The following is a 20651-nucleotide window of genomic DNA, read 5'->3' as shown; positions in this document are numbered from 1 at the left end:
CCGTTCTTCCCCCCCACCGGCTTCACCCCCGAAGGGGCCGTCGCCTCCGCGCTGACCTTGTCCCCGCTCTTCTCCGAGTCCGCGGAATCCGATCCGCCGCCTCTGTTGGCGAAGGCGATGGCCGCGATGAGCAGCACGATGACGCCCACGACCGTGATCAGGTTCCGGCTGGACATGCCCGCGCGGGCGCCCCCGCGGGCGCCGCGGGCGCCCCGGCCGCGGCGGGGGCCGTACGGATCGCCCTCCCCCTCCGGCAGCCGGGTGCGGGTCAGGCCGTGGTCATCGTCGTAGCCGTCCTCGCCGAGACTCATCGCGCGCACGTCCCCTCATACGTCGTCGCCGCCGTGGCTCCCGCATATGACGGTAGCGGCGCGAGGAGATTCCCGGGGGAGGAGGACAAGGGGGTGTGAGGGGGCATCAGGTGGCAGCCTCGGGTGCGGGGTCGCTCGGACGGCCTCAGACGGCCATGCCGTAGACGATGGTGAACAGGGTGCCGAGCGAGCCGATGATGAAGACGCCCGTCAGGCCGGCGACGATCAGGCCCTTGCCCTGCTCCGCGCTGAAGGTGTCGCGCAGGGCCGTGGCGCCGATCCGCTGCTTCGCCGCGCCCCAGATCGCGATGGCGAGGCACAGCAGGATCGCCACCGCCATGATGACCTCGATCAGCACGCGAGCCTCGTTGCCCAGGCTACCGAACGGCCCCCAGTTGGGGGCGATTCCGCCAATAATGGTGTTGATGTCGCCCTTGCCGGCCGCCAAAAACATGTGCAACTCACCGCCCCTTATGGGTTGTTGTCAACGCCCTCACCGCTGGGTAAAGGTCAGGACCTATCTTTGCCGAAGATCGCGCCTCGGCATGTCGACTTGGCGGCATTTCTTGGCGGAACTCGTACGCATGCTCCCCGTAGGCCCCTGACCTGCGACGCAGGGTGATGTCAGTGGGTGCTCCTAAGGTGACTCTGTGTATCACGGGTGTGGACGCCGGGCAATGTCCGGCCGGACGGGGGGTCACGGGGATGTACGGGCGAGCGTCTGTTCGGTCGGTACGCTGTCGGCAGCGCCGTCCGGGTGCCGATCGCGCCCGCGGGCCGTCGGGCCGGTCCGCGCGCCACGGGGGCATCGAGATCAAGGGTGGTACGGGTGCTGGTTGCCGATCGCTACCGGCTGGAGGAGCTCCTCGGCCGCGGTGGCATGGGCGAAGTCTGGCAGGCACAGGACGAGGTGCTGGGCCGTCAGGTGGCCGTGAAGCTGCTGCTGGGAGACGACGGCGACGAATCCGCCGCCTCCCGCTTCCGCCTGGAGGCGCAGACCGCCGCGCGGCTGAATCATCCTCAGGTGGTCGCCGTCTACGACTTCGGGTCCTGGGACGGCCGCTTCTATCTGGTGATGGAGCTGGTCAAGGGCCCGAGCCTGGCCCAGGAGCTGTCCGCCCGCGGCCCGCTCGCCCCGCGCCGCGTGGCCCGGATCGCCGCGCAGGCCGCGGCCGGCCTGGCCGCGGCGCACCGTCAGGGCGTCGTCCACCGGGACGTCAAGCCCGGCAATCTGATGCTCGACGCCGACGACACCCTGAAGATCGGCGACTTCGGCATCGCCCGGTTCGTGGACGAGACCTCCGCCGCCCTGACCCGCGTCGGCCAGATCGTCGGCACGAGCACCTACCTCGCCCCGGAGCGGGCCCTGGGCAAGGTCGCCGGCCCCGCCTCGGACGTCTACGCCCTGGGCTGTGTGCTCTACCAGCTCCTGGCCGGGCAGCCGCCCTTCTGGGCGGACAGCCCCACCGCCCTGCTCTACCTCCACGTGGACACGCCGCCCGTGCCGCCCCGGCAGCACCGGGCCGACCTGCCGCCCGCCTTCGAGGCGTACCTGCTGCGGATGCTCGCGAAGAAGCCGGAGGACCGGCCGACCGCGCAGGAAGCGGCCGACTGGTTCGCGGGCCCCGCCTGGGAGGAGCCGCCGCAGCCCGTCCGGATGCCCATGCCGGCGCCGGTGCCCGCGCCCGCCCCGCCGGTAGGCGCGCCCGCCCGGCCGCCGGTGCCGCCGTCCATGCCGCCCGCCGCGGCCGCTCCCGGGGCTCCGGGGGCTCTTGGGGCTCCCGGTGTGCCGCCGGGTGTCCCCGCGCCTCCTCCGGCCGCGCCGGCGCAGGGGCACCGCAGGGCTGCCGGCGGCAGCAGGAGCACCCGCGGTCCCCGGGGCACGGCCGGGCTCCAGGGCCGGCTGGCAGGCTTTGCCCCCGGCGGCGGGGGCAAAGGCATACGCAGCCCCAAAGTGCTGCTCAGTGCCGTCGCCGGTGCCGTGGCGTTCCTGGTGGCGGCCGTGATCGGGGCGTCCGTCTTCGGCGGTTCCGGCAGCGAGACGGGCTCGCAGCGGCCCGAGGCGCCGCCCACGCAGTCGGCGGACCGTGCGCCGGGCGGAGACCCGGCGCCGCCGAAGGCCGTGCCCGCCGACGCGGGCCCGTCCACCGCGCCGTCCCCCTCGCCCAAGAAGTCCAAGAGCAAGAAGAAGTCCAAGGACAAGGGCGGGGACAGAGACAAGGACGAGGACAAGGACGACGACTGAGGTCGCGCCGGCCGGGCTCCGGCCCGGCTCACGCCCCGGGGACGTCCTCCACGAAGTGGTCGAACTCCCCGGCCCTGACCCCCAGGACGAAGGCCTCCCACTTGGCGGCCGTGGTCACCACCACCGTCTCCGGCTCGGTGTTCGTCCGGATGTGCACGTTGCCGTTCCCGGCGAAGGCGATCTCCAGGTACTCCGTCTCGTCGCCCTCGGTCATCGGGATCCACTCGAGCTCCGGCACGGCCCCGCCCCCTTCTCCTCGTCCTGCCTGCCGCGTCTGTCCTGCCTGTCCTGCCTGTTCCGGCTGCCGCGCGCGTCCTGCCCGCCGGGCCCGCCCACCGTAACGCCTGGCGGCGACGGGGCGGCACTGCACGCCTGTTGACGGATCGATACAAATTGCGGATACGCAGCGGGTCGTTGGGGGAGGATTGCGGGGTGCGGAAGCTCTGGGTGGGCATGACGGTGGGCATCGGGATGTGCCTGTGCTTCATCGGGCTGCTCGTGATCGGCGTCTACACCGCCGCGTCCAACCTGCTCGGGGGCGGCGGGGGCGGCTCCGTGGGCCTCGCCAAGGGCGCAGTGCCCGACCAGTACCAGGCCCTGGTGCAGAAGTGGGGCAATCTCTGCCCCGCCCTCAACCCCGCGATCCTCGCCGCGCAGATCTACTCCGAGAGCGGCTGGAACCCCCGGGCCGTCAGCCCGGCCGACGCCCGCGGGATAGCCCAGTTCATCCCGGGCACGTGGGATGCCCACGCGATCGACGCCAACGGCGACGGCAGGAAGGACATATGGGATCCGCAGGACGCGATCCCCTCCGCCGCCGTCTACGACTGCGAGCTCTCCAAGTACGTCAAGAACGTCCCCGGCGATCTGTCGGACAACATGCTCGCGTCGTACAACGCGGGCTCGTACGCGGTCATCCAGCACGGCGGCATCCCGCCGTACCGCGAGACGCAGGGGTACGTGCGCTCGATCCGCACGCTGGAGAAGAGCTTCGCCCGGCCCGTCGGCAGGGTCGCGCCCTCCCGCCAGGCCGCCGGGGCGATCTACTACGCCCAGGGCAAGCTCGGCACGCCCTACCTGTGGGGCGGCGACGGCACCGCCGAGGACAACGGCCGCTTCGACTGCTCGGGCCTGACCAAGGCCGCGTACGAATCGGTGGGCATCACCCTGCCCCGCGTCGCCAACGACCAGTGGAACGCGGGCCCGCACCCCAAGCGGGACGAGCTGCTCCCGGGCGACCTCGTGTTCTTCGCCACCGACCTGAAGGACCCGCGCTCCATCCACCACGTGGGCATCTACGTGGGCGGCGGACAGATGATCAACGCCCCTTACACCGGGGCCGTGATCCGCTTTGACAAGATCGACATGCCGGACTACATCGGGGCCACCCGCGTCACCCAGGATGGCGCGAAAGCGCTCCCCGCGGGCAGTGCCGCATGAACGCTCCGGAACGAACTGCGACGATGGGTCACCCTTCCATAACGTCCTGGTGATCATTGGGAGAAGAGTGGAACGCCCCGCCGGAGTGGCGCGTTCCATGAGAGTGGGAAAGCAGCGCCACTGAGCGGGGGCTACAGCGACGCACGGACCACGGGGGTCGGCAGCTGGACGTAGCGACAGGCGACAGATAAGGGGCCACGGACCATGGCTGGACTCGCGATGGGCTATCCCATGCCGCAGGCCAGGGGCGGGAACCCCGACACCAGCACGCTCTACGACATCAACGGCCTCGCGAAGGACGCCCCCGGCTGGCTCGACCGCACCATGGAGTTCGTCGGCGAGTACGGGATCGTCCTCGGCCTCGCCGTCCTCATGGTCCTCGCCTGGTGGAGCCTGCGCCGCCGGCCCGACGCCCCGTCAGCGGTCGCCGCGCTGTTCTGGGCGCCGCTCGCCGCCGGTCTCGCGCTGCTCGTCAACGTCCCGATCCGGGGCTTCGTCAAGCGGCCCCGGCCCTTCATGGACCACACCGGCCTGGAAGTCCTGGTCAAGGGCAAGACCGACTACTCCTTCGTCAGCGACCACGCGACGCTCACGATGGCCGTCGGCGTGGCCCTCTTCCTCGCCCACCGCAAGTACGGCCTGATCGGAATCGGCCTCGCCTTCCTGGAAGGCTTCTGCCGCGTCTACATGGGCGTGCACTACCCGACGGACGTGATCGGCGGGCTCGCCCTGGGCACGGCCGTCGCGCTGCTGCTGGCACCGCTCGCCATGATGGCGCTGACCCCGCTCACGCGGGCGCTCGGGAGCACGACGCGGTGGGCGTGGCTCGTCCGGTCGGCCCGGCCTGTTGCGGCCGCGCCGCCGCCGCTCGTGACGGCCGAGGCCACGGAGGGGCGCGAGGCGCCCCGGCCCCGCGAGAACGACCTCGCGGCGTAGGAGAGGCGGAGCCTCTCGCCGCAGCGGTGCGTACGGGCACCGGTGCCCGCGAATTCCGCCGGACCCTCGGCGTCGTGGCCGGCCGCCGCGGCGGCGGGTTCGAGAGGCGGGGCCTCGCCGCAGCGGTGCGTACGGGCACCGGAAGCCTTACGTGTTGCCGGTGCGGGCGCGCGCTACAGCGCCTGCGGGAAGTCGAAGACGCGATCCGGGTCGTACTGCCGCTTGAGCTTGGTCAAGCGGCTCCCCGCGTCGCCGTAGTACGCCTTGCGCCAGTCCTTCAGGCTCGCGTCCGCGTAGTTCTGGTAGGCCGCCCCCGAGGCGTGCCGCCGCATCGCCGCGTGCGTGCCGTCCAGCCACGACGTCTGCGCGCTGCCGGAGCCGCCCGCCGCCCAGTGGGCCAGGTACTGCGCCAGGAACCGCGAGCGGCGGTGGACGAACGCCGTGGCCAGCGGCTGGACGCGGTTGACCGCGCCGCCCAGGGCCGTCAGCTGGACCGAGACGCCCCCGCTGCCACCCCCTCGGGCGAAACGTTCCACCTGGCCGGTGAGGGCCTGCAGGCCCGCCGTGTTCAGCGACCGGTCGTAGAAGTCCGAGCGGGCCCCGTACGTCTCCCGCTCCAGCGTGCCGGAGGCCTCGCGGCCGGGCGTGCTGCCCGGCAGGTGGCACTGCGTCTGCGACTTGTCCGAGCAGCCCGCGTAGGCGCGCACCATGTCGAGGTGGGAGCGGCGGCGCAGCCGTACGCCGTTGGACGTGCCGCCGGCCTTGCTCACCAGCTCGTCCAGGGCGTTCTCCAGGTCGCCGTAGGTGCCGAGGGAGTACGCCGAGACGGAGACGCGGGGCGTGCCGCCCGCCGCGGCCGACAGGTCGCAGGAGGACCAGATCTCGTCGGGCCGGGTGGGCCCCCACTCCTGCCAGGCGCGGATCACGTCGGCGGCCTTCGACCAGGGCCAGGAGACGTAGCCGGTGACGCCGTCGGCCGCCTTGCGGGTGCGGAACCGGAGCTCGGTGACGACGCCGAAGTTGCCGTTGCCCGCGCCGCGCAGGGCCCAGAAGAGGTCGGGGTTGCGGTCGGTGCCGACGTCGAGGACCTTGCCGTCGGCGGTGACGAGGGTCGCGCCGGTGAGGCTGTCGCAGGTCAGGCCGTACGCGCGGGAGGTCACGCCGTGGCCGCCGCCGAGGGCGAGGCCGGAGATGCCGACCGTGGGGCAGGAGCCGGAGGGGATCGTGACGCCCTGCCCGGCCAGCCCGGTCTGGACGTCGATGAGCTTGGCGCCGGCGCCGGTCACCGCGCTGCCGGAGCCGGAAGTGCGGACGGTCCGCAACCGGGAGACGTCGATCACGAGCCGGTCGGTGCCGCTGGACCAACCGGCGTAGCTGTGGCCGCCGTTGCGTATGGATATCCGGGTGCTGTAGCGGCGGGCGAAGGCGAGGCACTCGCGGACGTCCTGGACGTTCGCCACGTAGGCGATGCCGGCGGGGCGGAGGCCGTCGAAGCGCGTGTTGTAGAGCTGCCGGGCGGCGGTGTAGTCGGCGTCGCCGGGGCGCACGAGGCCGCCCGCGAGGCCCTCGGCGAGGGCGGCCCAGTCGGCCTTGCCCGGATCCGGGCGCCGGCCGGAGGGCACGGCGCGGGCCGAGGTGACCATCCGGGTGGGGCGCTCCAGGCCGCTGCTGTCGCCGCACGAGGCGGCCCAGGCGCCGGCGACGGCCAGCCCGCCGCCCGCGGCGAGCAACTGCCGCCTGCCCGGGAGGCCGCGCACGCCGCCCGCCCGCGCGCCCGTGCGGGCACTGGTGCTGATGCCCCGTGAGCCCGTGCCGGCGTCGCCGCTGATGCCCCGTGCGCCCGTGCTCGTCCCGTTTTCGTCAACGGCCATGCCCGCCCCCGTCACCCGATGTGCTGCACGAATTCCCGCTGTGGAGACAGATGACACGGGGGCGGAGGCGGTTCCGGCCGGCGGTGCGCGCCACGGAGCCGGGGGACGGACCGGCGGTGCCGGACCGCGCTGCGGTTCTGCCGGTCAGGCCCTACGCGAGCGGCCGGCCGCCGGGGCCGCCACCGGCCGCGGCCTCGTGTCCCGCGGCGTCGTCGCGGGCCAGGGAGCGGGCGCGGCGGGCCGGGCCGCGCCAGCCGCAGGTGCAGCGGGCCGAGCAGAAGGACCCCTGCTCGCTGGTACTGGTGCGGTGGGCCGCGGACGGTTCCGCGGACGCGGGCTCGGACATGTGACCACGCTACCGGGCCGTGACGGCCGCGCCCACGCCGTCGTTGGCAGTAACGGGTTCCACAGCGGGTCGGTGGCAGGGGGCTGGCAAGGGCATGGTGGCGAGGAGAGCAGCACGCGAGAGACGCGGGACACTCGGCGGACGCGATCGCGGTGCGGGCGCGGCCGCCGCCCGGTCGGTGGCCTGCGCCGTCGCCCTCGGGCTCCTGGTCGCCGGCTGCGCGCTCCCCGGCCGGGCCGCGGGCGAGGCCCCCGAGCTCCGCGACAGCATGAAGAGACTGAGCGGCCAGGCCCGGCCCGCGGGCGAGGAGGCCGACCCCGGGCGGGCGCGGGCCGCGGTGCGCGGGGCCGCGCGGACGCTGGCCCGGGCCGGCCGGGCGCGGGTGCGGACGTCCATGGAGACGCTCAGCGGCGGCACCCGGCTGACCATCCACGGCGCGGGCGGCTACGACTTCGCGCGGCCCGCCGGCCGGCTGACGGTGCTCGTGCCGGAGGATGCGGCCGGGGCCGCCGAGCACCGGCCGATCACGGAGGTCTTCGCGCCGGGCGCGCTCTTCATGAAAAACAGGGGCGCGGGCGTGCCGCCCGACAAGTGGGTGCAGCTCGCGACGGCCCGGCTCGCCGACGGCAACCTCCTCACGAACGGCGCCACCGACCCGCTCGCTGCGGCCGAGCTGCTCGGCGGCGCCCGCGAGGTGACGTACATGCAGGAGGAGCGGGTCGGCGGGGTGCGCGTGAAGCACTACTGGGGCACGATCGACCTCGGCCGGGCGGTGCACGCCGCGCCCGCGCGGGACCGCGGACCGCTCGCCACGGCGGCCAAAGGTTTCTCCGGTGGAACGGTGGCTTTCGACGCCTATCTGGACGAGCAGGGCAGACCGCGCAGACTGCGGCACCGCTTCAGCGTGGCGAGCACGGGGCCGTCCGCCCCGCGGGCCCCGATGACGGTGACCTCGACCGTCGAGCTGTACGACTTCGGCGCCGACGTGGACGTGGAGCTACCCGACGCCGCCGATATCTATGCGGGGAAGGTCGGTTCGCCGCGGAATTGACGCGGCAGGGCGTAGTTGGCCATGGAAATGGTCCTTCTGTGCCATGCGCGCCATGTGTACCGATCACTAGGCTGGTTAACCGAGGAACGCAAGACCGGCCGGGCAGGACGGCCGCGCAAGATCGGCCGTAAGGCCGGTAAGACCGGTTGTAAGGCCTGCAAGACCGGCCGTAAGACCGGCAAGGCCGGCACGGTCCGGCAGGACTGACCGGAAAGTCCGGCGGGACCAGGAAAGAAGATCAGCGGGAAGACCCGAGGCGAAAGACCCGAGGAGGTGAATCACGTGGTTTCGCGACGCGGTTCGTCCGGCGGGCCGGATCCCGTGGCCCTCATCGAGATCGATCTCTACGGTGATTTGATGATCGCCGCGTCCAGTGCGGACGAGGACCGGCTGAGCGCCGATCGCATCGACGAGGTTCTGCGCGTCGTCCCTGCGGGGCGCAAGGGCGAGGACTGAACGTTCCGGTTGGTCCGGCGCAGCCGGGCCGGCTGTCGTGCGGTTGCCCGCCACGGCGGCGGAAGGAAAACCGGCGCAGCCGGAAATCTGCGGCCGGAGGACCTTCTGCCGCCGTGGCGGGAAACCGCCGCCGAACGCCTACGTCCGCAGCAGGCGCGCGATCGCCGCGCTCGCCTCCGCCACCTTCGCGTCGATCTCGTCCCCGCCCTTGACCGCCGCCTGGGCGACGCAGTGCCTCAGGTGCTCCTGCAGCAGCTGCAGGGCGAAGGACTGCAGGGCCTTCGTGCTCGCCGACACCTGCGTGAGTATGTCGATGCAGTAGACATCCTCTTCGACCATGCGCTGGAGGCCGCGGATCTGGCCCTCGATCCGGCGCAGGCGCTTGAGGTGCTGGTCCTTCTGCTTGCTGTAGCCGTGCGGACCGGAGGGCTGAGCGGCTTCGAGGCCGGCCCCGGCGGGTGCCTCGGCATGGCAGAACGCGGCCGCGCCGGCCACCGACGGCGTGTCGTCGCCGCTGGTCAGGGGGGCTTCCGTGGTCGTCATGGCGTCCGTCCTCCTGCTGTCCGGCGGGCTGTCCGGCGGGCGTGTGGTGCGCTCAGGTGGTGCGTACCCCGCTCGCATACCCCCTGAGGGTATATGGTACAGAATTTTGCCCGCGGCGGCGGTACCTGGCTTCATGAGCACTGTGCCCGATGGGCGACACTGAGGGAATGCCAGTTAGCTGTGGCTGGATGATGCGCCTAGCATCAACGAGACCGAATCCGTTGCACCCCGAGGATCCCACGTGCGCTTTCGTCTGACCCCCAGGGAGACGAGCTTCTACGACATGTTCGCCGCCTCCGCGGACAACATCGTCACGGGCTCCAAGCTCCTGATGGAACTGCTCGGAGCGGATGCGTCCGCCCGGGCCGAGATCGCCGAACGGATGCGCGCAGCGGAGCACGCGGGGGACGATGCCACGCACGCGATCTTCCATCAGCTGAACTCGTCCTTCATCACGCCGTTCGACCGCGAGGACATCTACGCCCTCGCCGGCTCGCTCGACGACATCATGGACTTCATGGAAGAGGCCGTCGACCTGGTCGTCCTGTACCAGATCGAGGAGCTTCCGAAGGGCGTCGAGCAGCAGATCGAGGTCCTCGCGCGGGCCGCCGAGCTGACCGCCGAGGCCATGCCGAACCTGCGCACCATGACGAATCTCACGGAGTACTGGATCGAGGTGAACCGTCTGGAGAACCAGGCGGACCAGATCCACCGCAAGCTCCTGGCCCACCTCTTCAACGGCAAGTACGACGCCATCGAGGTGCTGAAGCTGAAGCAGATCGTGGACGTGCTGGAGGAGGCGGCCGACGCGTTCGAGCACGTCGCCAACACCGTCGAGACCATCGCGGTCAAGGAGTCCTGACCCCCGGTGGACACCTTTGCTCTCGTCGTGACCATCGGGGTCGCGCTCGGCTTCACCTATACCAACGGCTTTCACGACTCCGCGAACGCCATCGCGACCTCGGTGTCCACGCGGGCGCTGACCCCCCGGGCGGCCCTGGCGATGGCGGCCGTGATGAACCTCGCCGGTGCCTTCCTGGGCAGCGGCGTGGCCAAGACGGTCAGTGAAGGCCTGATCGAGACGCCGACGGGCGACAAGGGGATGGGCATCCTCTTCGCGGCCCTGATCGGCGCCATCGCCTGGAACCTGATCACCTGGTACTTCGGCCTGCCGTCGTCCTCCTCGCACGCCCTCTTCGGCGGCATGGTGGGCGCGGCGCTGGCCGGCGGCACCGCCGTCATCTGGTCGGGCGTGGTCGAGAAGATCGTCATCCCGATGTTCCTCTCGCCGTTCGTCGGCCTGATCCTCGGCTATCTGGTGATGGTCGCGATCATGTGGATGTTCCGCCGCGCCAACCCGCACAAGGCCAAGCGCGGCTTCCGCATCGCCCAGACGGTCTCGGCCGCCGGCATGGCGCTCGGCCACGGTCTGCAGGACGCCCAGAAGACCATGGGCATCGTGATGATGGCCCTGGTCATCGGCGATGTGCAGGCCAAGGGCGACGCCATCCCGGTCTGGGTCAAGCTCTCCTGCGCGATCATGCTCTCGCTGGGCACCTACGCGGGCGGCTGGCGCATCATGCGCACGCTCGGCCGGAAGATCATCGAGCTGGACCCGCCGCAGGGCTTCGCGGCGGAGACCACGGGTGCGTCGGTCATGTTCACGACGGCGTTCATGTTCCACGCGCCGATCTCCACGACGCATGTGATCACTTCGGCGATCATGGGTGTGGGTGCGACCAAGCGGGTGAACGCGGTGCGCTGGGGCGTTGCGAAGAACATCATTCTGGGGTGGTTCATCACCATGCCGGCTGCGGCGGCGGTTGCCGCCCTCGCTTACTGGATCGTGAACCTCGCGTTCGGATAGTCCGCGCCTCCTTACGTAGTCCGAGCCTCCTTACGCGGACGGGCCCGCCCCCCTGGTACGAACAGGGGGGCGGGCCCTTCGCCTTGCGGCGGCACCGCCATGCAGCGCCGTAAGGCGGTCTGGGGGGCGGGCGGGTTTCGGGTGCGGGCTCGTTGTGGCTGGTGGCGCCCGCGCGGCGGAGCCGCAGATTGACGCTGTCCCGCGCCCCTTCGGGGCGCGTCCTGGAGCGGCCCACGGCCTCCCGTGGTTCCTTAGCCGAACCGGCCCGAGATGTAGTCCTCCGTGGCCTGGACCGACGGGTTCGAGAAGATCCTCGCCGTCTCGTCGATCTCGACGAGACGGCCCGGCTGGCCGACGCCCGCCAGGTTGAAGAACGCCGTGCGGTCGGAGACGCGCGCCGCCTGCTGCATGTTGTGCGTCACGATCACGATCGTGAAGCGCTCCTTCAGCTCCCCGATCAGGTCCTCGATCGCGAGCGTCGAGATCGGGTCGAGCGCCGAGCAGGGCTCGTCCATCAGCAGGACCTGCGGCTCCACCGCGATCGCCCGCGCTATGCACAGCCGCTGCTGCTGGCCGCCGGAGAGGCCCGCTCCCGGCTTGTTCAGCCGGTCCTTGACCTCCTTCCAGAGGTTCGCGCCCTTGAGGGACTTCTCCACCACCGCGTCCAGCTCGGACTTGCGGATGCGGCCCCCGTTGAGGCGGATGCCCGCGGCCACGTTCTCGTAGATGGACATGGTGGGGAACGGGTTCGGCCGCTGGAAGACCATGCCGACCGTGCGGCGCACGGAGACCGGGTCGACGCCGGCGCCGTAGAGGTTCTCGTCGTCCAGCATCACCTTGCCCTCGACGCGGCCGCCGGGGGTGACCTCGTGCATGCGGTTCAGGGTGCGCAGGAAGGTGGACTTGCCGCAGCCGGACGGGCCGATGAAGGCGGTCACGGAACGGGGCTCGACGGTCATCGAGATGTCGTCGATGGCCTTGTGGGTGCCGTAGAAGGCGGAGAGGCCGCTGACGTCGATTCGCTTGGCCATGGGGATCACTACTTCTTTCGGGGACGAACCGCGTTCAGCGGCTGGCCGCGCGGCGGAGCCGCAAATTAACGCTTGGGGGCCTTCCAGCGGGCGATGCCGCGGGCCACCAGGTTGAGGATCATGACGAACGCGATCAGGACGAGCGCCGCCGCCCAGGCGCGGGCGTAGCTGGCGTCGTTGCCGGCCGCCCACTGTTCGTAGATGTAGTACGGCAGCGAGGACTGGGCGCCGTCGAACGGGTTGTTGTTGATCACCTGGGAGCCGAAGACCAGCAGGACGATCGGGGCGGACTCGCCGGCGATGCGGGCGACGGCCAGGGTGACGCCGGTGGCGATGCCGCCGATGGCGGTGGGCAGGACGACCTTGAGGATCGTGCGCCACTTCGGCACGCCCAGGGCGAGCGAGGCCTCGCGCAGCTCGTTGGGGACGAGCTTGAGCATCTCCTCGGTCGAGCGGACGACGACCGGCATCATCAGGATCGCCAGGGCCATCGAGCCGGCGAAGCCCGAGTAGCCGAAGTCGAGCATGAGGATCCAGAAGCTCAGGACGAACAGGCCCGCGACGATCGACGGGATGCCCGTCATGACGTCCACGAAGAACGTCACGGCCTTCGCCAGCCGGCCCCGCCCGTACTCGACCAGGTAGATCGCCGTCAGCAGGCCCACGGGGGCCGCGATGGCGGTGGCGATGCCGACCTGCTCCAGGGTGCCGATGATCGCGTGGTAGACGCCGCCGCCGGGCTGGATGGTGAGCACGCCGGCCATGGAGTGGCTGAGGAAGTTCCCGTCGAGGACCTTCACGCCGCGGGCGACGGTCTCCTGGATCAGCGAGACCAGCGGCACGACGGCCAGCAGGAAGCAGACCCAGACGAGGCTGGTGGCCAGCCGGTCCGTGGCCTGGCGGCGGCCCTCGACGCGGGCCGCGAGGGCGTACATCACGGTCACGAAGAGGCCGGCGGCGATCAGGCCCCACTGGATGCGGCTGCCGAGCCCGGCGCCCAGGCCGATCCCGCAGCCCGCGGCGACGGCTCCGGCGGCGACGGCGGCCGGGGCCCAGCGCGGCAGGCGCGGCTGGCGCAGGGAGACGCGCCGCGGCTGCGGGGTGCTGTCGGCGACCAGCGGCTGGTCGATGGTCACGTCGCTCATTCCGAGTACTCCTTGCGACGCGCGATGATCAGCCGGGCCGCGCCGTTGACCAGCAGGGTCAGGACGAAGAGGACGAGGCCGGAGGCGATCAGGGCGTCCTTGCCGATCTCACCGGACTCCTTGAAGCTGCTGGCGATGTTCTGGGCGAACGTGCCGCCGCCCGGGTCCAGCAGGCTGGTGCCGATGGCGAAGCTGGGGGAGAGGACGGTGGCGACGGCCATCGTCTCGCCGAGGGCGCGGCCGAGGCCGAGCATGGAGGCGCTGATGACACCGGAGCGGCCGAAGGGGAGGACGGCCATCCGGATGACTTCCCAGCGGGTGGCGCCGAGTGCGAGCGCTGCCTCCTCGTGCATCTTCGGGGCCTGCAGGAAGACCTCGCGGCTGACGCTGGTGACGATCGGCAGGATCATGATCGCCAGCAGGATGCCGATGGTGAAGAGGGAGCGGGCCGCGCCGTCGTGGTACGCGAGGACGCCGGTCCAGCCGAGGTAGTCGTCCATCCAGCTGTAGAGGCCGCCGAGGTGCGGCACCAGGAAGAGGGCGCCCCACAGGCCGTAGACGATGGACGGCACGGCGGCGAGCAGGTCGATCACGTACGCCAGCGGGGCGGCGACCCGGCGCGGGGCGTAGTGCGAGATGAAGAGCGCGACGCCGATGGCCACGGGCACGGCGATGACCATCGCGATCAGCGAGCTGACGATCGTGCCGAAGGCCAGGACGGCGATGCCGAAGACCGGCGGCGTGGCGTTGGCGCTCCACTCGAAGGTGGTGAAGAAGTTGCCTTCGTTGTGGGAGAGGGCGTTGGCGGCCCGGACGCTGAGGAAGACCGCGATCGCGGCCATGATCACCAGAAGCAGGAGGCCGGAGCCGCGGGAGAGGGCGAGGAAGATCCGGTCGCCCGGGCGGGCGGCGCCCTTCGCGCCCGTCACCGGGGCTGGCGCCGGTGGGCTGCTGTCGGCGGTGGAGCTGGTTATGTCCATGGGGATTTCTCCGGTCTGCGGGGCCGCTTCCCGGCGGGGTGCGGCTCCTCGTGCGGGGCCGCCTTCCGGCGGGGGTGCGGCTCCTTGTGCGGGGCCGCCTTCTCCCGGCGGGGGTACGGCTCCTTGTGCGGCGGTGCACCGGATGGTGGGTGACGGGGCTCCGGCGGCGGAGCCCCGTCCCGGCCTCGCGGGCCGGGGGCGGCCCTGGCGGGCCCTGGTCGTGTGGTCGGTTCTGCGGGGCGGTGCCTGATCCGAGGGCCGGCGGGGAGCGCGGGCCGGCCTTGCGGAGCCGGTCGTGGCCTTGGCGGCCTTGCGGGGTGGCGGTCGTGCGCCGGGGTGGTCCCGGCACCGCCGGGCGGCGGCTCCGGGGCCCGGCGCCGTCGCAGCGGATCCTTCCTGCCGCGGCGAGTCCGCCGCGGTGGGGCCGGGCCTCGGAGCCCGGCCGCCCGGGTGGTCCGGGCTCCGTTTGCGGGGCCCGGACCGGCCGGGGTCAGGAGAGGCTCGCCACCGTCTCGCGGACCTTCGTGGCGATCTCGGCGGGCAGCGGGGCGTAGCCGAGGTCCTTCAGGACCGCCTGGCCGTCCTGGCCGGCGATGTAGCTCAGGAAGGACTTGACCGCCGGGAGCGTCTCGGCCTTGTTGCCCTGGTCACCGACGATCTCGTACGTGACGAGGGTGATCGGGTAGGCGCCCTCGGCCTTGGTGGTGTAGTTCAGCTTGAGGGCCAGGTCCTTGCCGGTGCCCGCGATCTTCGCCTCGGCGATGGCCTTCGAGGCGTTCTCGGAGGTGGCCTCGACCGGGGCGGAAGCGCCGGTGTTGAGCTTCACCGTCTTGATCGAGCTGGCCGTGGCGTAGGAGAGCTCGAAGTAGGAGATGGCGCCCTGGGTCTGCTTGACCTGGGAGGAGACGCCGGCGGAGCCGTCCGCGGACTGGCCGCCCTTGGCCTTCCAGGCCTTCGCGGGCTCGTACGGCCAGGACTTGTCGGCCGCGGCCTTGAGGTACTTGGTGAAGTTGTCCGTGGTGCCCGACTCGTCGGAGCGGTGGAACGCCTGGACCTTGAGGTCGGGAAGCTTGGCGTCCTTGTTGAGCTTGGCGATCGCCTCGTCGTTCCACTTCTCGATCTTGCCGTCGAAGATCTTGGCGAGGGTGTCGGCGTCGAGGACGAGGTTGTCCACGCCCGGGACGTTGTAGCCGATCGCGATCGGGCCGCCGACCATGGGCAGGTTGATGCCCTGGCCGCCCTTGACGACCTCCTTGGACTTGGTGACCTCCTCCGGCTTGAGCGCCGAGTCGGAGCCCGCGAAGGCCGTCTTGCCCTGGAGGAACTCCTGGATGCCCGCGCCCGAGCCGGTGGGCTTGTAGTTGATCTGGATGTCCTTGCAGGCCGCCATGAAGTTCTTGACCCACAGGTCCATGGCGTTCTTCTGCGCGGACGAGCCCGAGGCCAGCAGCTGGCCCTTGCCCTCGCACTTGATGTTGCCCGCGGCCTTGGTGGAACCGCCGCCGGTGGAACCGCCACCGCTGTTGTCGTCGGAGCCGCACGCCGTGAGGACCAGGGCGCCGGAGACGGCGATGGCGCCGAGAGCGACGGCGCGGAGCCGGTTCTTGCGCTGAAGCTTCACTTTCGGGTGTTCCTTCCGGGAGCCGCCGCTGGGGCGGCGTGCGAGAGGTATCCGGCGCGGACGCTTCTGCCCGCACCCTCCACTGGCGAAATTAGGCAGATCAGGTGAAGCGGTCGATGGGGCAGAGTGAACGGAGGGTGAACCTCATCCATCAGGGTGGTGACCCTCGAAAAGATCTTGAAACCGGGGGCCGGGGCGCCGTGCGGCCGGTCCCGTGCGGTCCGTGCGGCGATTGCAGGCCGGACCTCCCGAGTGTGACGCAGATCTCTGTCGGTTTGCGGGGTGCCATGGCAGCATCCCTTCCTCGCGTGACGGTATGTCAGACGTGGGGGCGTTGACCGCGGAGGTGGTCTGTGGGGCGGAACGGCTGGAATGCGGACGCCGGAAACACTGGGAGCATGGCGGGCGGCAGGGGCGAGGGCTGCGGAGGCAGACGCGTGATCTCGGTGACCGCATTGATATGCGTCCTGGCGGTGGCCGGGGTGGTGGTGGGCCTGCCCGGCACGGCCTATGCGGAACCGAAGCCGCCGCGCACGCTGGAGGAGGTCCACGACGAGGTCGAGGGCCTCTACCGGCAGGCCGAGGCCGCCACGGACGCCTACAACGCCGCGAACGAGGCCCAGCGCCGTCAGGAGAAGTCGATCGCCGAGATCGCGAAGTCCGCGGCCGAGGCGCAGGAGCGGATGAACCGCCTCAAGAACCAGGCCGGCTCCCTGGCCCGCGCCCAGTACCGCGACGGCAGCCTGCCGCCCCAGGTCCGGCTCCTCCTCTCCGGCTCTCCGGAGAGCTTCTTCGACGGCGCGGCCCTCACCCACAAGGGGCAGGCCGCCACCCGCGGCCTGATCACCCAGGTGGCGGCCGCCCAGAAGGCCCTCGACGGCTACGCCAAGGCCGCCGGCGAGCGCTGGAAGACCCTCGACGGCGAGCGCCGCAAGAAGGAGGGCGCGAAGAAGCAGATCGAGGCGAAGCTCGCGGCCGCCAAGGAGCTGGAGTCGAAGCTGGAGGCGAAGGAGAAGGAGCGGCTGCGGCTGCTGGAGGAGGAGCGGGCCCGGCAGGCCCAGCAGAAGTGGCTCGCCTCCGACGCGGTCAAGGGCGCCGGCCTCAAGGGCTCGGGCGCGGCCACCGCCGAGGGGAAGCGGGCGGTCGGCTTCGCCACCGCCCAGATCGGCAAGAACTACGTGTGGGGCGCCGAGGGGCCCGACACGTACGACTGCTCCGGGCTCACCCTCAAGGCCTGGGCGGCGGCCGGGCGGTCGATCCCGCGCACCTCGCAGGACCAGTGGCGCCTGCTGCCCAAGGTGGACCTCAAGGACATGCGGCCGGGCGACCTGATCATCTACTTCCGTGACGCGAGCCACGTCGGGATGTACGTGGGCGACGGCGCGATCGTGCACGCCCCGCGGCCGGGCCGCCAGGTGACGATCGCGGGAGCGGGGTCGATGCCGGTGCTGGGGGTCGTACGGCCGGGGTGATCGCGGCGTCGGCGAGGGGTGCCGCCGGGCCGCTGCCCCGGCGCCCCGGCAGCCGTGACGACCCCCGGCGCGTGTGACGAGGCTCGCACACAGGGACCCCCGTCGGGGTGATGTTTGTCATTAGCGCGTTCCTCCCCTCCCGCACCAAATGCCGCTCCGGCTAGGGCATATGACAGCGGCGAGTGGCTCCGCTCCATTCCGTTCGAGCATGCCCTGCCGCTAGGGTCGGCGTTCGGCACCCCGCCGGTCGCGGGGGCCGTGCCTCAGGGGGCGGAGGCACCCCCAGCGGTCGCTGGGGGAGGAAGGAAACCGAAGACATGTCCGTACCCGTGCCGAGGTCCGCGGAGCCGGTGACCGCGCCGCCCGACACCGGGCTGACCCTCCTGGTGATCGAGAACGATCCCGCCGGGCCCCTCTCGATGCCGGACGTCACCGAGATGTCCGGCGCCGTGGGGAGCCCGGTCCGGATCCGCACCGCCCGTAACCTCACCGAGGCCGAGCGTCTCCTCACCGACGACGTCCACTGCATCCTCCTCGACCTGGCCGACGCCGGAGCGGCCGCCGGCCGGACCGGAAGCCGGCCCGACGAGCTGGACACCCTGCGCCAGGTGCTGCGCCTCGCTCCGCACCACGCCGTCCTCGCCCTCACCGCCGAGGAGGACGCCGAGCGAGCGGCCGAAGCCGTGCGCGTCGGCGCCCAGGACTACCTCTCGCGCGACGAGCTCGACGGCCGCGTCCTCAGCCGGGCCATCCGCTACGCCGTCGAGCGCAAGCGCGCCGACCTCACCCAGCGGCAGCTCACCGAGTCCCGGCTGCGCGCCCAGGAGAACGCCCGCCTGGAGCGCGGCCTGCTGCCCACCCCGCTGCTCGCCGGCTCCGGCCTGCGCTTCGCCGCCCGCTACCGGCCCGGCCGCAGCCGCGCCCTGCTCGGCGGCGACTTCTACGACATGGTCCGCACGCCCGACGGCACCGTGCACGCCATGATCGGCGACGTCAGCGGCCACGGCCCCGACGAGGCCGCCCTCGGCGTCGAACTCCGCATCGCCTGGCGGGCGCTGACCTTCGCCGGGCTCTGCGGCGACGAACTGCTCGCCACCCTCCAGCAGGTCCTGGAGCACGAGCGCGCCGACGACGAGACCTTCGCGACGCTCTGCGCCGTCGACATATCGGCCGACGGGCGCCGGGCGGGCCTCAGCCTCGCCGGCCACCCCGCCCCGCTGCTCGTCCGTCCCGGCAGGGCGCCGCGGCTGCTGCCCCAGGAGGACGGCGGCCCCGCGCTCGGCCTGCTCCGGCGCGCCCGCTGGCCGCGCCGCCAGGTCGAACTGGGCGGCCTGTGGAGCCTGCTCATGTACACGGACGGGCTGATCGAGGGCCGGATCGGCGCCGGCGCGCGGCGCCTGGGGCAGGAGGGCATGGTCGAGCTGATCAGCCGCCGGCTCGCCGAGGGGCTGCGCGGTGAGGAGCTCCTGGACGCCACGGTCGCCGAGGTGCAGGCCCTCAACGGCGGGGAGCTCACGGACGACCTCGCGGTGCTGCTGCTCGATCGCGGCGGCCGGGCTCCTGCGGAGGGCGACCGCCCGCTCTGGCCGGCGGGCCGGGCGGCCGTGCGGTCGGTACGGACCTGAGGCGCGGGGGCCTGCGCGTCGGCGGTTGCCTTACGCCCCGGGCCCGTCAGCGGCCGCCGTTGTACGGGCCGTAGGGCCCGTCGGAGCTGGATCCGCGGCCCCGGCGGCGCGGGCCGCGGCCGCCCGAGACCTGCTTGAGCGCGGGCCGGACGTCCACCACGTACACGATCGTGGCGACGAGGGCGAGGAACGGCAGGAAGCTCATGATCCCCATGAACAGGTTCACGGCGACGGCGACGCCGAGGATGATCAGCCAGAAGGCCTTGGACTGCTTGTCCGCGGCGCGGTAGGCGTCCTCGCGGTGAACAGCGGCGTTGACGAACGCGAAGAGGCTGAAGCAGAGCAGGCCGATGGAAATCCAGTACATGACCTGCCCGAAGGCTTGCACCAGCACGTAGCCCACCTCGCCTGTCCCGGCCTCTTCGGGCCGCGTCCTCGGATTCCGTCAGGACCCTGACCGCCACCGTACCCGGAGAACGGCCCGGGCACGCCATATGTGCCCGGGCCGTCCCCGCGGGGCTCTGAGCTGCGCTTACTCGCCGGTCTTGGCGTCGGCCTTCTTCGCGGAGGCCGTCTTCTTGGCGGCGGGCTTGCGGGCTGCGCCGGTCTTGGCGTCGTCGGAGGCGGGGGCCTCGGAGCCCGCGGCGGTCTTGTCCTCCGTCGCCTTGTCCTCGGCGGTCGCCTTCTCCTCGGTGGCCGCCTTGTCCTCGGCCGGCTTGCCGCTCGCCGGCTCCGGCTCGATGGCCACGGCGATGTCCTGGAACTCGTCGGCGGCCTCGCCGCGCCACTGCTTCACGGCCACCCGGCCGCGCTCGGTCAGCTTCTCGAACTGCTCGCCGGCCAGCGCCGCGTAGCCGACGGCCTGGCTGACGCCCTTCAGGGCGAGGTCCTGCGCGGTCTGGCCCAGGTTCTTCACATCGCTGTCGAGCGAGCCGACGACCTCGTTGAACTTCGCGGTCAGAGTGGCCTGCGCCTCCTTGGCCTGCTGCTTCGCCCGCTCGCCCACGGCCTTGGGGTCGGTCTTCTTCAGCTTCTCGAAGCGCTCGGGAGCCTCGGTGATGAGCACCCCGATCTTCTCCGCGGCGATGTCCGCGGCACCGGCCGCGGCGTAGGCCGTGTCGGTGGCGGCGTTGCGGATGTCCTGCGTGGTGATGGCCATGGCGTTGGATCTCCCGGATCAGCTGGAAGGTTTGCTGGCGTCGTCCGTCGAGAGCCCGTTCTCCTTGCGGAAGGACTCGTAGATCTGCAGCAGCACCTGCTTCTGCTGCTCGTTGATCGAGGGGTCGGCGAGGATCACACTGCGGACCTCCGCCTCGTCCCGGTCCCGCTCGTCGAGGATTCCGGCCTGCACGTACAAGGTCTCGGCGGAGATCCGCAGCGCCTTCGCGAGCTGCTGCAGGATCTCGGCGCTCGGCTTCCGCAGGCCGCGCTCGATCTGGCTGAGATACGGGTTGGACACTCCTGCGGCATCGGCGAGCTGCCGCAGGGTGAGCTGCGCGTTGCGCCGCTGCTCGCGGAGATACTCGCCGAGATTGCCGACGTTGAGTGATGCCATGCCCTCGATGCTGCCGCACGTTGCTAACTTTTGCAAGCACCTGCTTGCAAAAGTGTGTGGCGAGGGTGTGGTGGGCCCGCCGGGGAGCGCGATCTGTCCTGTCGCGCTGAAGGTGAGCCAGTCTCGATCGATCTGATCCATCTGGCTGCGCGTCTC

General features: G+C 71.6%; 21 protein-coding genes and 1 pseudogene. 9 read left to right on the top strand and 13 right to left on the bottom strand.

Features of this window, described 5'->3' with window-relative positions; translation table 11 throughout:
• Positions 1-311 (bottom strand): annotated as a pseudogene (locus ACSNOH_RS12200) (hypothetical protein); the annotation flags it as partial.
• A gap of 145 nt (positions 312-456) precedes the next feature.
• The gene (locus ACSNOH_RS12195; RefSeq protein ID WP_436721283.1) at positions 457-765 is read right to left on the bottom strand and encodes a hypothetical protein; all 309 of its coding nucleotides are present in this window, start codon (positions 763-765) and stop codon (positions 457-459) included.
• Positions 766-1140: 375 nt separating this feature from the next.
• Between ACSNOH_RS12195 and ACSNOH_RS12190 the strand changes: the two genes are divergently transcribed.
• Positions 1141-2556 carry a serine/threonine-protein kinase gene (locus ACSNOH_RS12190; RefSeq protein WP_436721278.1) on the top strand — a complete coding sequence of 472 codons (1416 nt, stop codon included), beginning with the start codon at positions 1141-1143 and terminating at the stop codon, positions 2554-2556.
• Between the two features lie 28 nt (positions 2557-2584).
• Here ACSNOH_RS12190 and ACSNOH_RS12185 read toward each other — a convergent pair whose 3' ends face one another.
• Positions 2585-2794 (bottom strand): DUF397 domain-containing protein, encoded by a 210-nt coding sequence (locus ACSNOH_RS12185; protein WP_436721276.1) that lies wholly within the window; start codon positions 2792-2794, stop codon positions 2585-2587.
• Between the two features lie 215 nt (positions 2795-3009).
• Between ACSNOH_RS12185 and ACSNOH_RS12180 the strand changes: the two genes are divergently transcribed.
• Both ACSNOH_RS12180 and ACSNOH_RS12175 read left to right on the top strand, forming a co-directional pair.
• Positions 3010-3996 (top strand): NlpC/P60 family protein, encoded by a 987-nt coding sequence (locus tag ACSNOH_RS12180; protein WP_436721282.1) that lies wholly within the window; start codon positions 3010-3012, stop codon positions 3994-3996.
• A 204-nt stretch (positions 3997-4200) separates the two neighbouring features.
• Positions 4201-4932: a phosphatase PAP2 family protein gene (locus ACSNOH_RS12175; RefSeq protein ID WP_436721275.1), complete on the top strand. Its 732-nt coding sequence runs from the start codon at positions 4201-4203 to the stop codon at positions 4930-4932.
• A 173-nt stretch (positions 4933-5105) separates the two neighbouring features.
• Here the strand turns inward: ACSNOH_RS12175 and ACSNOH_RS12170 are convergent, their stop codons facing one another.
• Complete coding sequence (locus ACSNOH_RS12170) at positions 5106-6803, bottom strand: FAD-binding oxidoreductase (RefSeq protein WP_436721274.1); 1698 nt, start codon at positions 6801-6803, stop codon at positions 5106-5108.
• A 151-nt stretch (positions 6804-6954) separates the two neighbouring features.
• Positions 6955-7149: a hypothetical protein gene (locus tag ACSNOH_RS12165; protein ID WP_436721273.1), complete on the bottom strand. Its 195-nt coding sequence runs from the start codon at positions 7147-7149 to the stop codon at positions 6955-6957.
• A 178-nt stretch (positions 7150-7327) separates the two neighbouring features.
• Between ACSNOH_RS12165 and ACSNOH_RS12160 the strand changes: the two genes are divergently transcribed.
• Both ACSNOH_RS12160 and ACSNOH_RS12155 read left to right on the top strand, forming a co-directional pair.
• Positions 7328-8200 carry a hypothetical protein gene (locus tag ACSNOH_RS12160; RefSeq protein WP_436721272.1) on the top strand — a complete coding sequence of 291 codons (873 nt, stop codon included), beginning with the start codon at positions 7328-7330 and terminating at the stop codon, positions 8198-8200.
• A gap of 282 nt (positions 8201-8482) precedes the next feature.
• The gene (locus ACSNOH_RS12155) at positions 8483-8656 is read left to right on the top strand and encodes a hypothetical protein (protein WP_436721271.1); all 174 of its coding nucleotides are present in this window, start codon (positions 8483-8485) and stop codon (positions 8654-8656) included.
• 138 nt (positions 8657-8794) lie between these two features.
• Here ACSNOH_RS12155 and ACSNOH_RS12150 read toward each other — a convergent pair whose 3' ends face one another.
• Positions 8795-9199 carry a metal-sensitive transcriptional regulator gene (locus ACSNOH_RS12150; protein WP_436721270.1) on the bottom strand — a complete coding sequence of 135 codons (405 nt, stop codon included), beginning with the start codon at positions 9197-9199 and terminating at the stop codon, positions 8795-8797.
• Positions 9200-9440: 241 nt separating this feature from the next.
• On the opposite strand from ACSNOH_RS12150, the gene ACSNOH_RS12145 reads away from it, so the two are divergent.
• A complete protein-coding gene (locus ACSNOH_RS12145) occupies positions 9441-10061 on the top strand; it encodes a DUF47 domain-containing protein (RefSeq protein ID WP_229358014.1) in 621 nt (206 codons plus the stop codon).
• A gap of 6 nt (positions 10062-10067) precedes the next feature.
• Positions 10068-11066, top strand: a complete 999-nt coding sequence (locus tag ACSNOH_RS12140) for an anion permease (RefSeq protein WP_436721268.1) — start codon at positions 10068-10070, stop codon at positions 11064-11066.
• Positions 11067-11317: 251 nt separating this feature from the next.
• On the opposite strand, the gene pstB is transcribed toward ACSNOH_RS12140, so the two are convergent.
• The 4 genes from pstB to pstS all read right to left on the bottom strand — a co-directional run bounded on the left by pstB (position 11318) and on the right by pstS (position 15843).
• Positions 11318-12097, bottom strand: a complete 780-nt coding sequence (pstB, locus tag ACSNOH_RS12135) for a phosphate ABC transporter ATP-binding protein PstB (protein ID WP_436721267.1) — start codon at positions 12095-12097, stop codon at positions 11318-11320.
• A 65-nt stretch (positions 12098-12162) separates the two neighbouring features.
• Positions 12163-13242: a phosphate ABC transporter permease PstA gene (gene pstA, locus ACSNOH_RS12130; RefSeq protein WP_436721266.1), complete on the bottom strand. Its 1080-nt coding sequence runs from the start codon at positions 13240-13242 to the stop codon at positions 12163-12165.
• A complete protein-coding gene (pstC, locus tag ACSNOH_RS12125) occupies positions 13239-14222 on the bottom strand; it encodes a phosphate ABC transporter permease subunit PstC (RefSeq protein WP_436721265.1) in 984 nt (327 codons plus the stop codon). Before pstC ends, pstA begins: the two co-directional genes overlap by 4 nt.
• Before the next feature lie 490 nt (positions 14223-14712).
• On the bottom strand, positions 14713-15843 hold the full coding sequence (gene pstS / locus ACSNOH_RS12120; protein ID WP_436721264.1) for a phosphate ABC transporter substrate-binding protein PstS: 1131 nt from the start codon (positions 15841-15843) through the stop codon (positions 14713-14715).
• Positions 15844-16241: 398 nt separating this feature from the next.
• On the opposite strand from pstS, the gene ACSNOH_RS12115 reads away from it, so the two are divergent.
• Entirely contained in the window at positions 16242-17315 is a 1074-nt protein-coding gene (locus ACSNOH_RS12115) for a C40 family peptidase (RefSeq protein ID WP_436721263.1), read from the top strand.
• 317 nt (positions 17316-17632) lie between these two features.
• Positions 17633-18940 (top strand): PP2C family protein-serine/threonine phosphatase, encoded by a 1308-nt coding sequence (locus ACSNOH_RS12110; protein WP_436721262.1) that lies wholly within the window; start codon positions 17633-17635, stop codon positions 18938-18940.
• A 46-nt stretch (positions 18941-18986) separates the two neighbouring features.
• Here ACSNOH_RS12110 and ACSNOH_RS12105 read toward each other — a convergent pair whose 3' ends face one another.
• The 3 genes from ACSNOH_RS12105 to ACSNOH_RS12095 form a co-directional block, all read right to left on the bottom strand.
• Positions 18987-19334, bottom strand: coding sequence for a DUF2516 family protein (locus ACSNOH_RS12105; protein ID WP_436721261.1), 348 nt, complete (start codon positions 19332-19334; stop codon positions 18987-18989).
• Positions 19335-19472: 138 nt separating this feature from the next.
• The gene (locus ACSNOH_RS12100; RefSeq protein ID WP_436721260.1) at positions 19473-20099 is read right to left on the bottom strand and encodes a hypothetical protein; all 627 of its coding nucleotides are present in this window, start codon (positions 20097-20099) and stop codon (positions 19473-19475) included.
• A gap of 18 nt (positions 20100-20117) precedes the next feature.
• Positions 20118-20495 (bottom strand): helix-turn-helix domain-containing protein, encoded by a 378-nt coding sequence (locus ACSNOH_RS12095; protein WP_030367119.1) that lies wholly within the window; start codon positions 20493-20495, stop codon positions 20118-20120.
• Positions 20496-20651: the final 156 nt, after the last annotated feature.

Origin of the sequence: Streptomyces sp. URMC 127 (assembly GCF_051386535.1) — a bacterium.
GTDB lineage: Bacteria > Actinomycetota > Actinomycetes > Streptomycetales > Streptomycetaceae > Streptomyces.
Note: the sequence above shows the minus strand (reverse complement) of the source record. Positions and strands in the feature narration are given on the sequence as shown.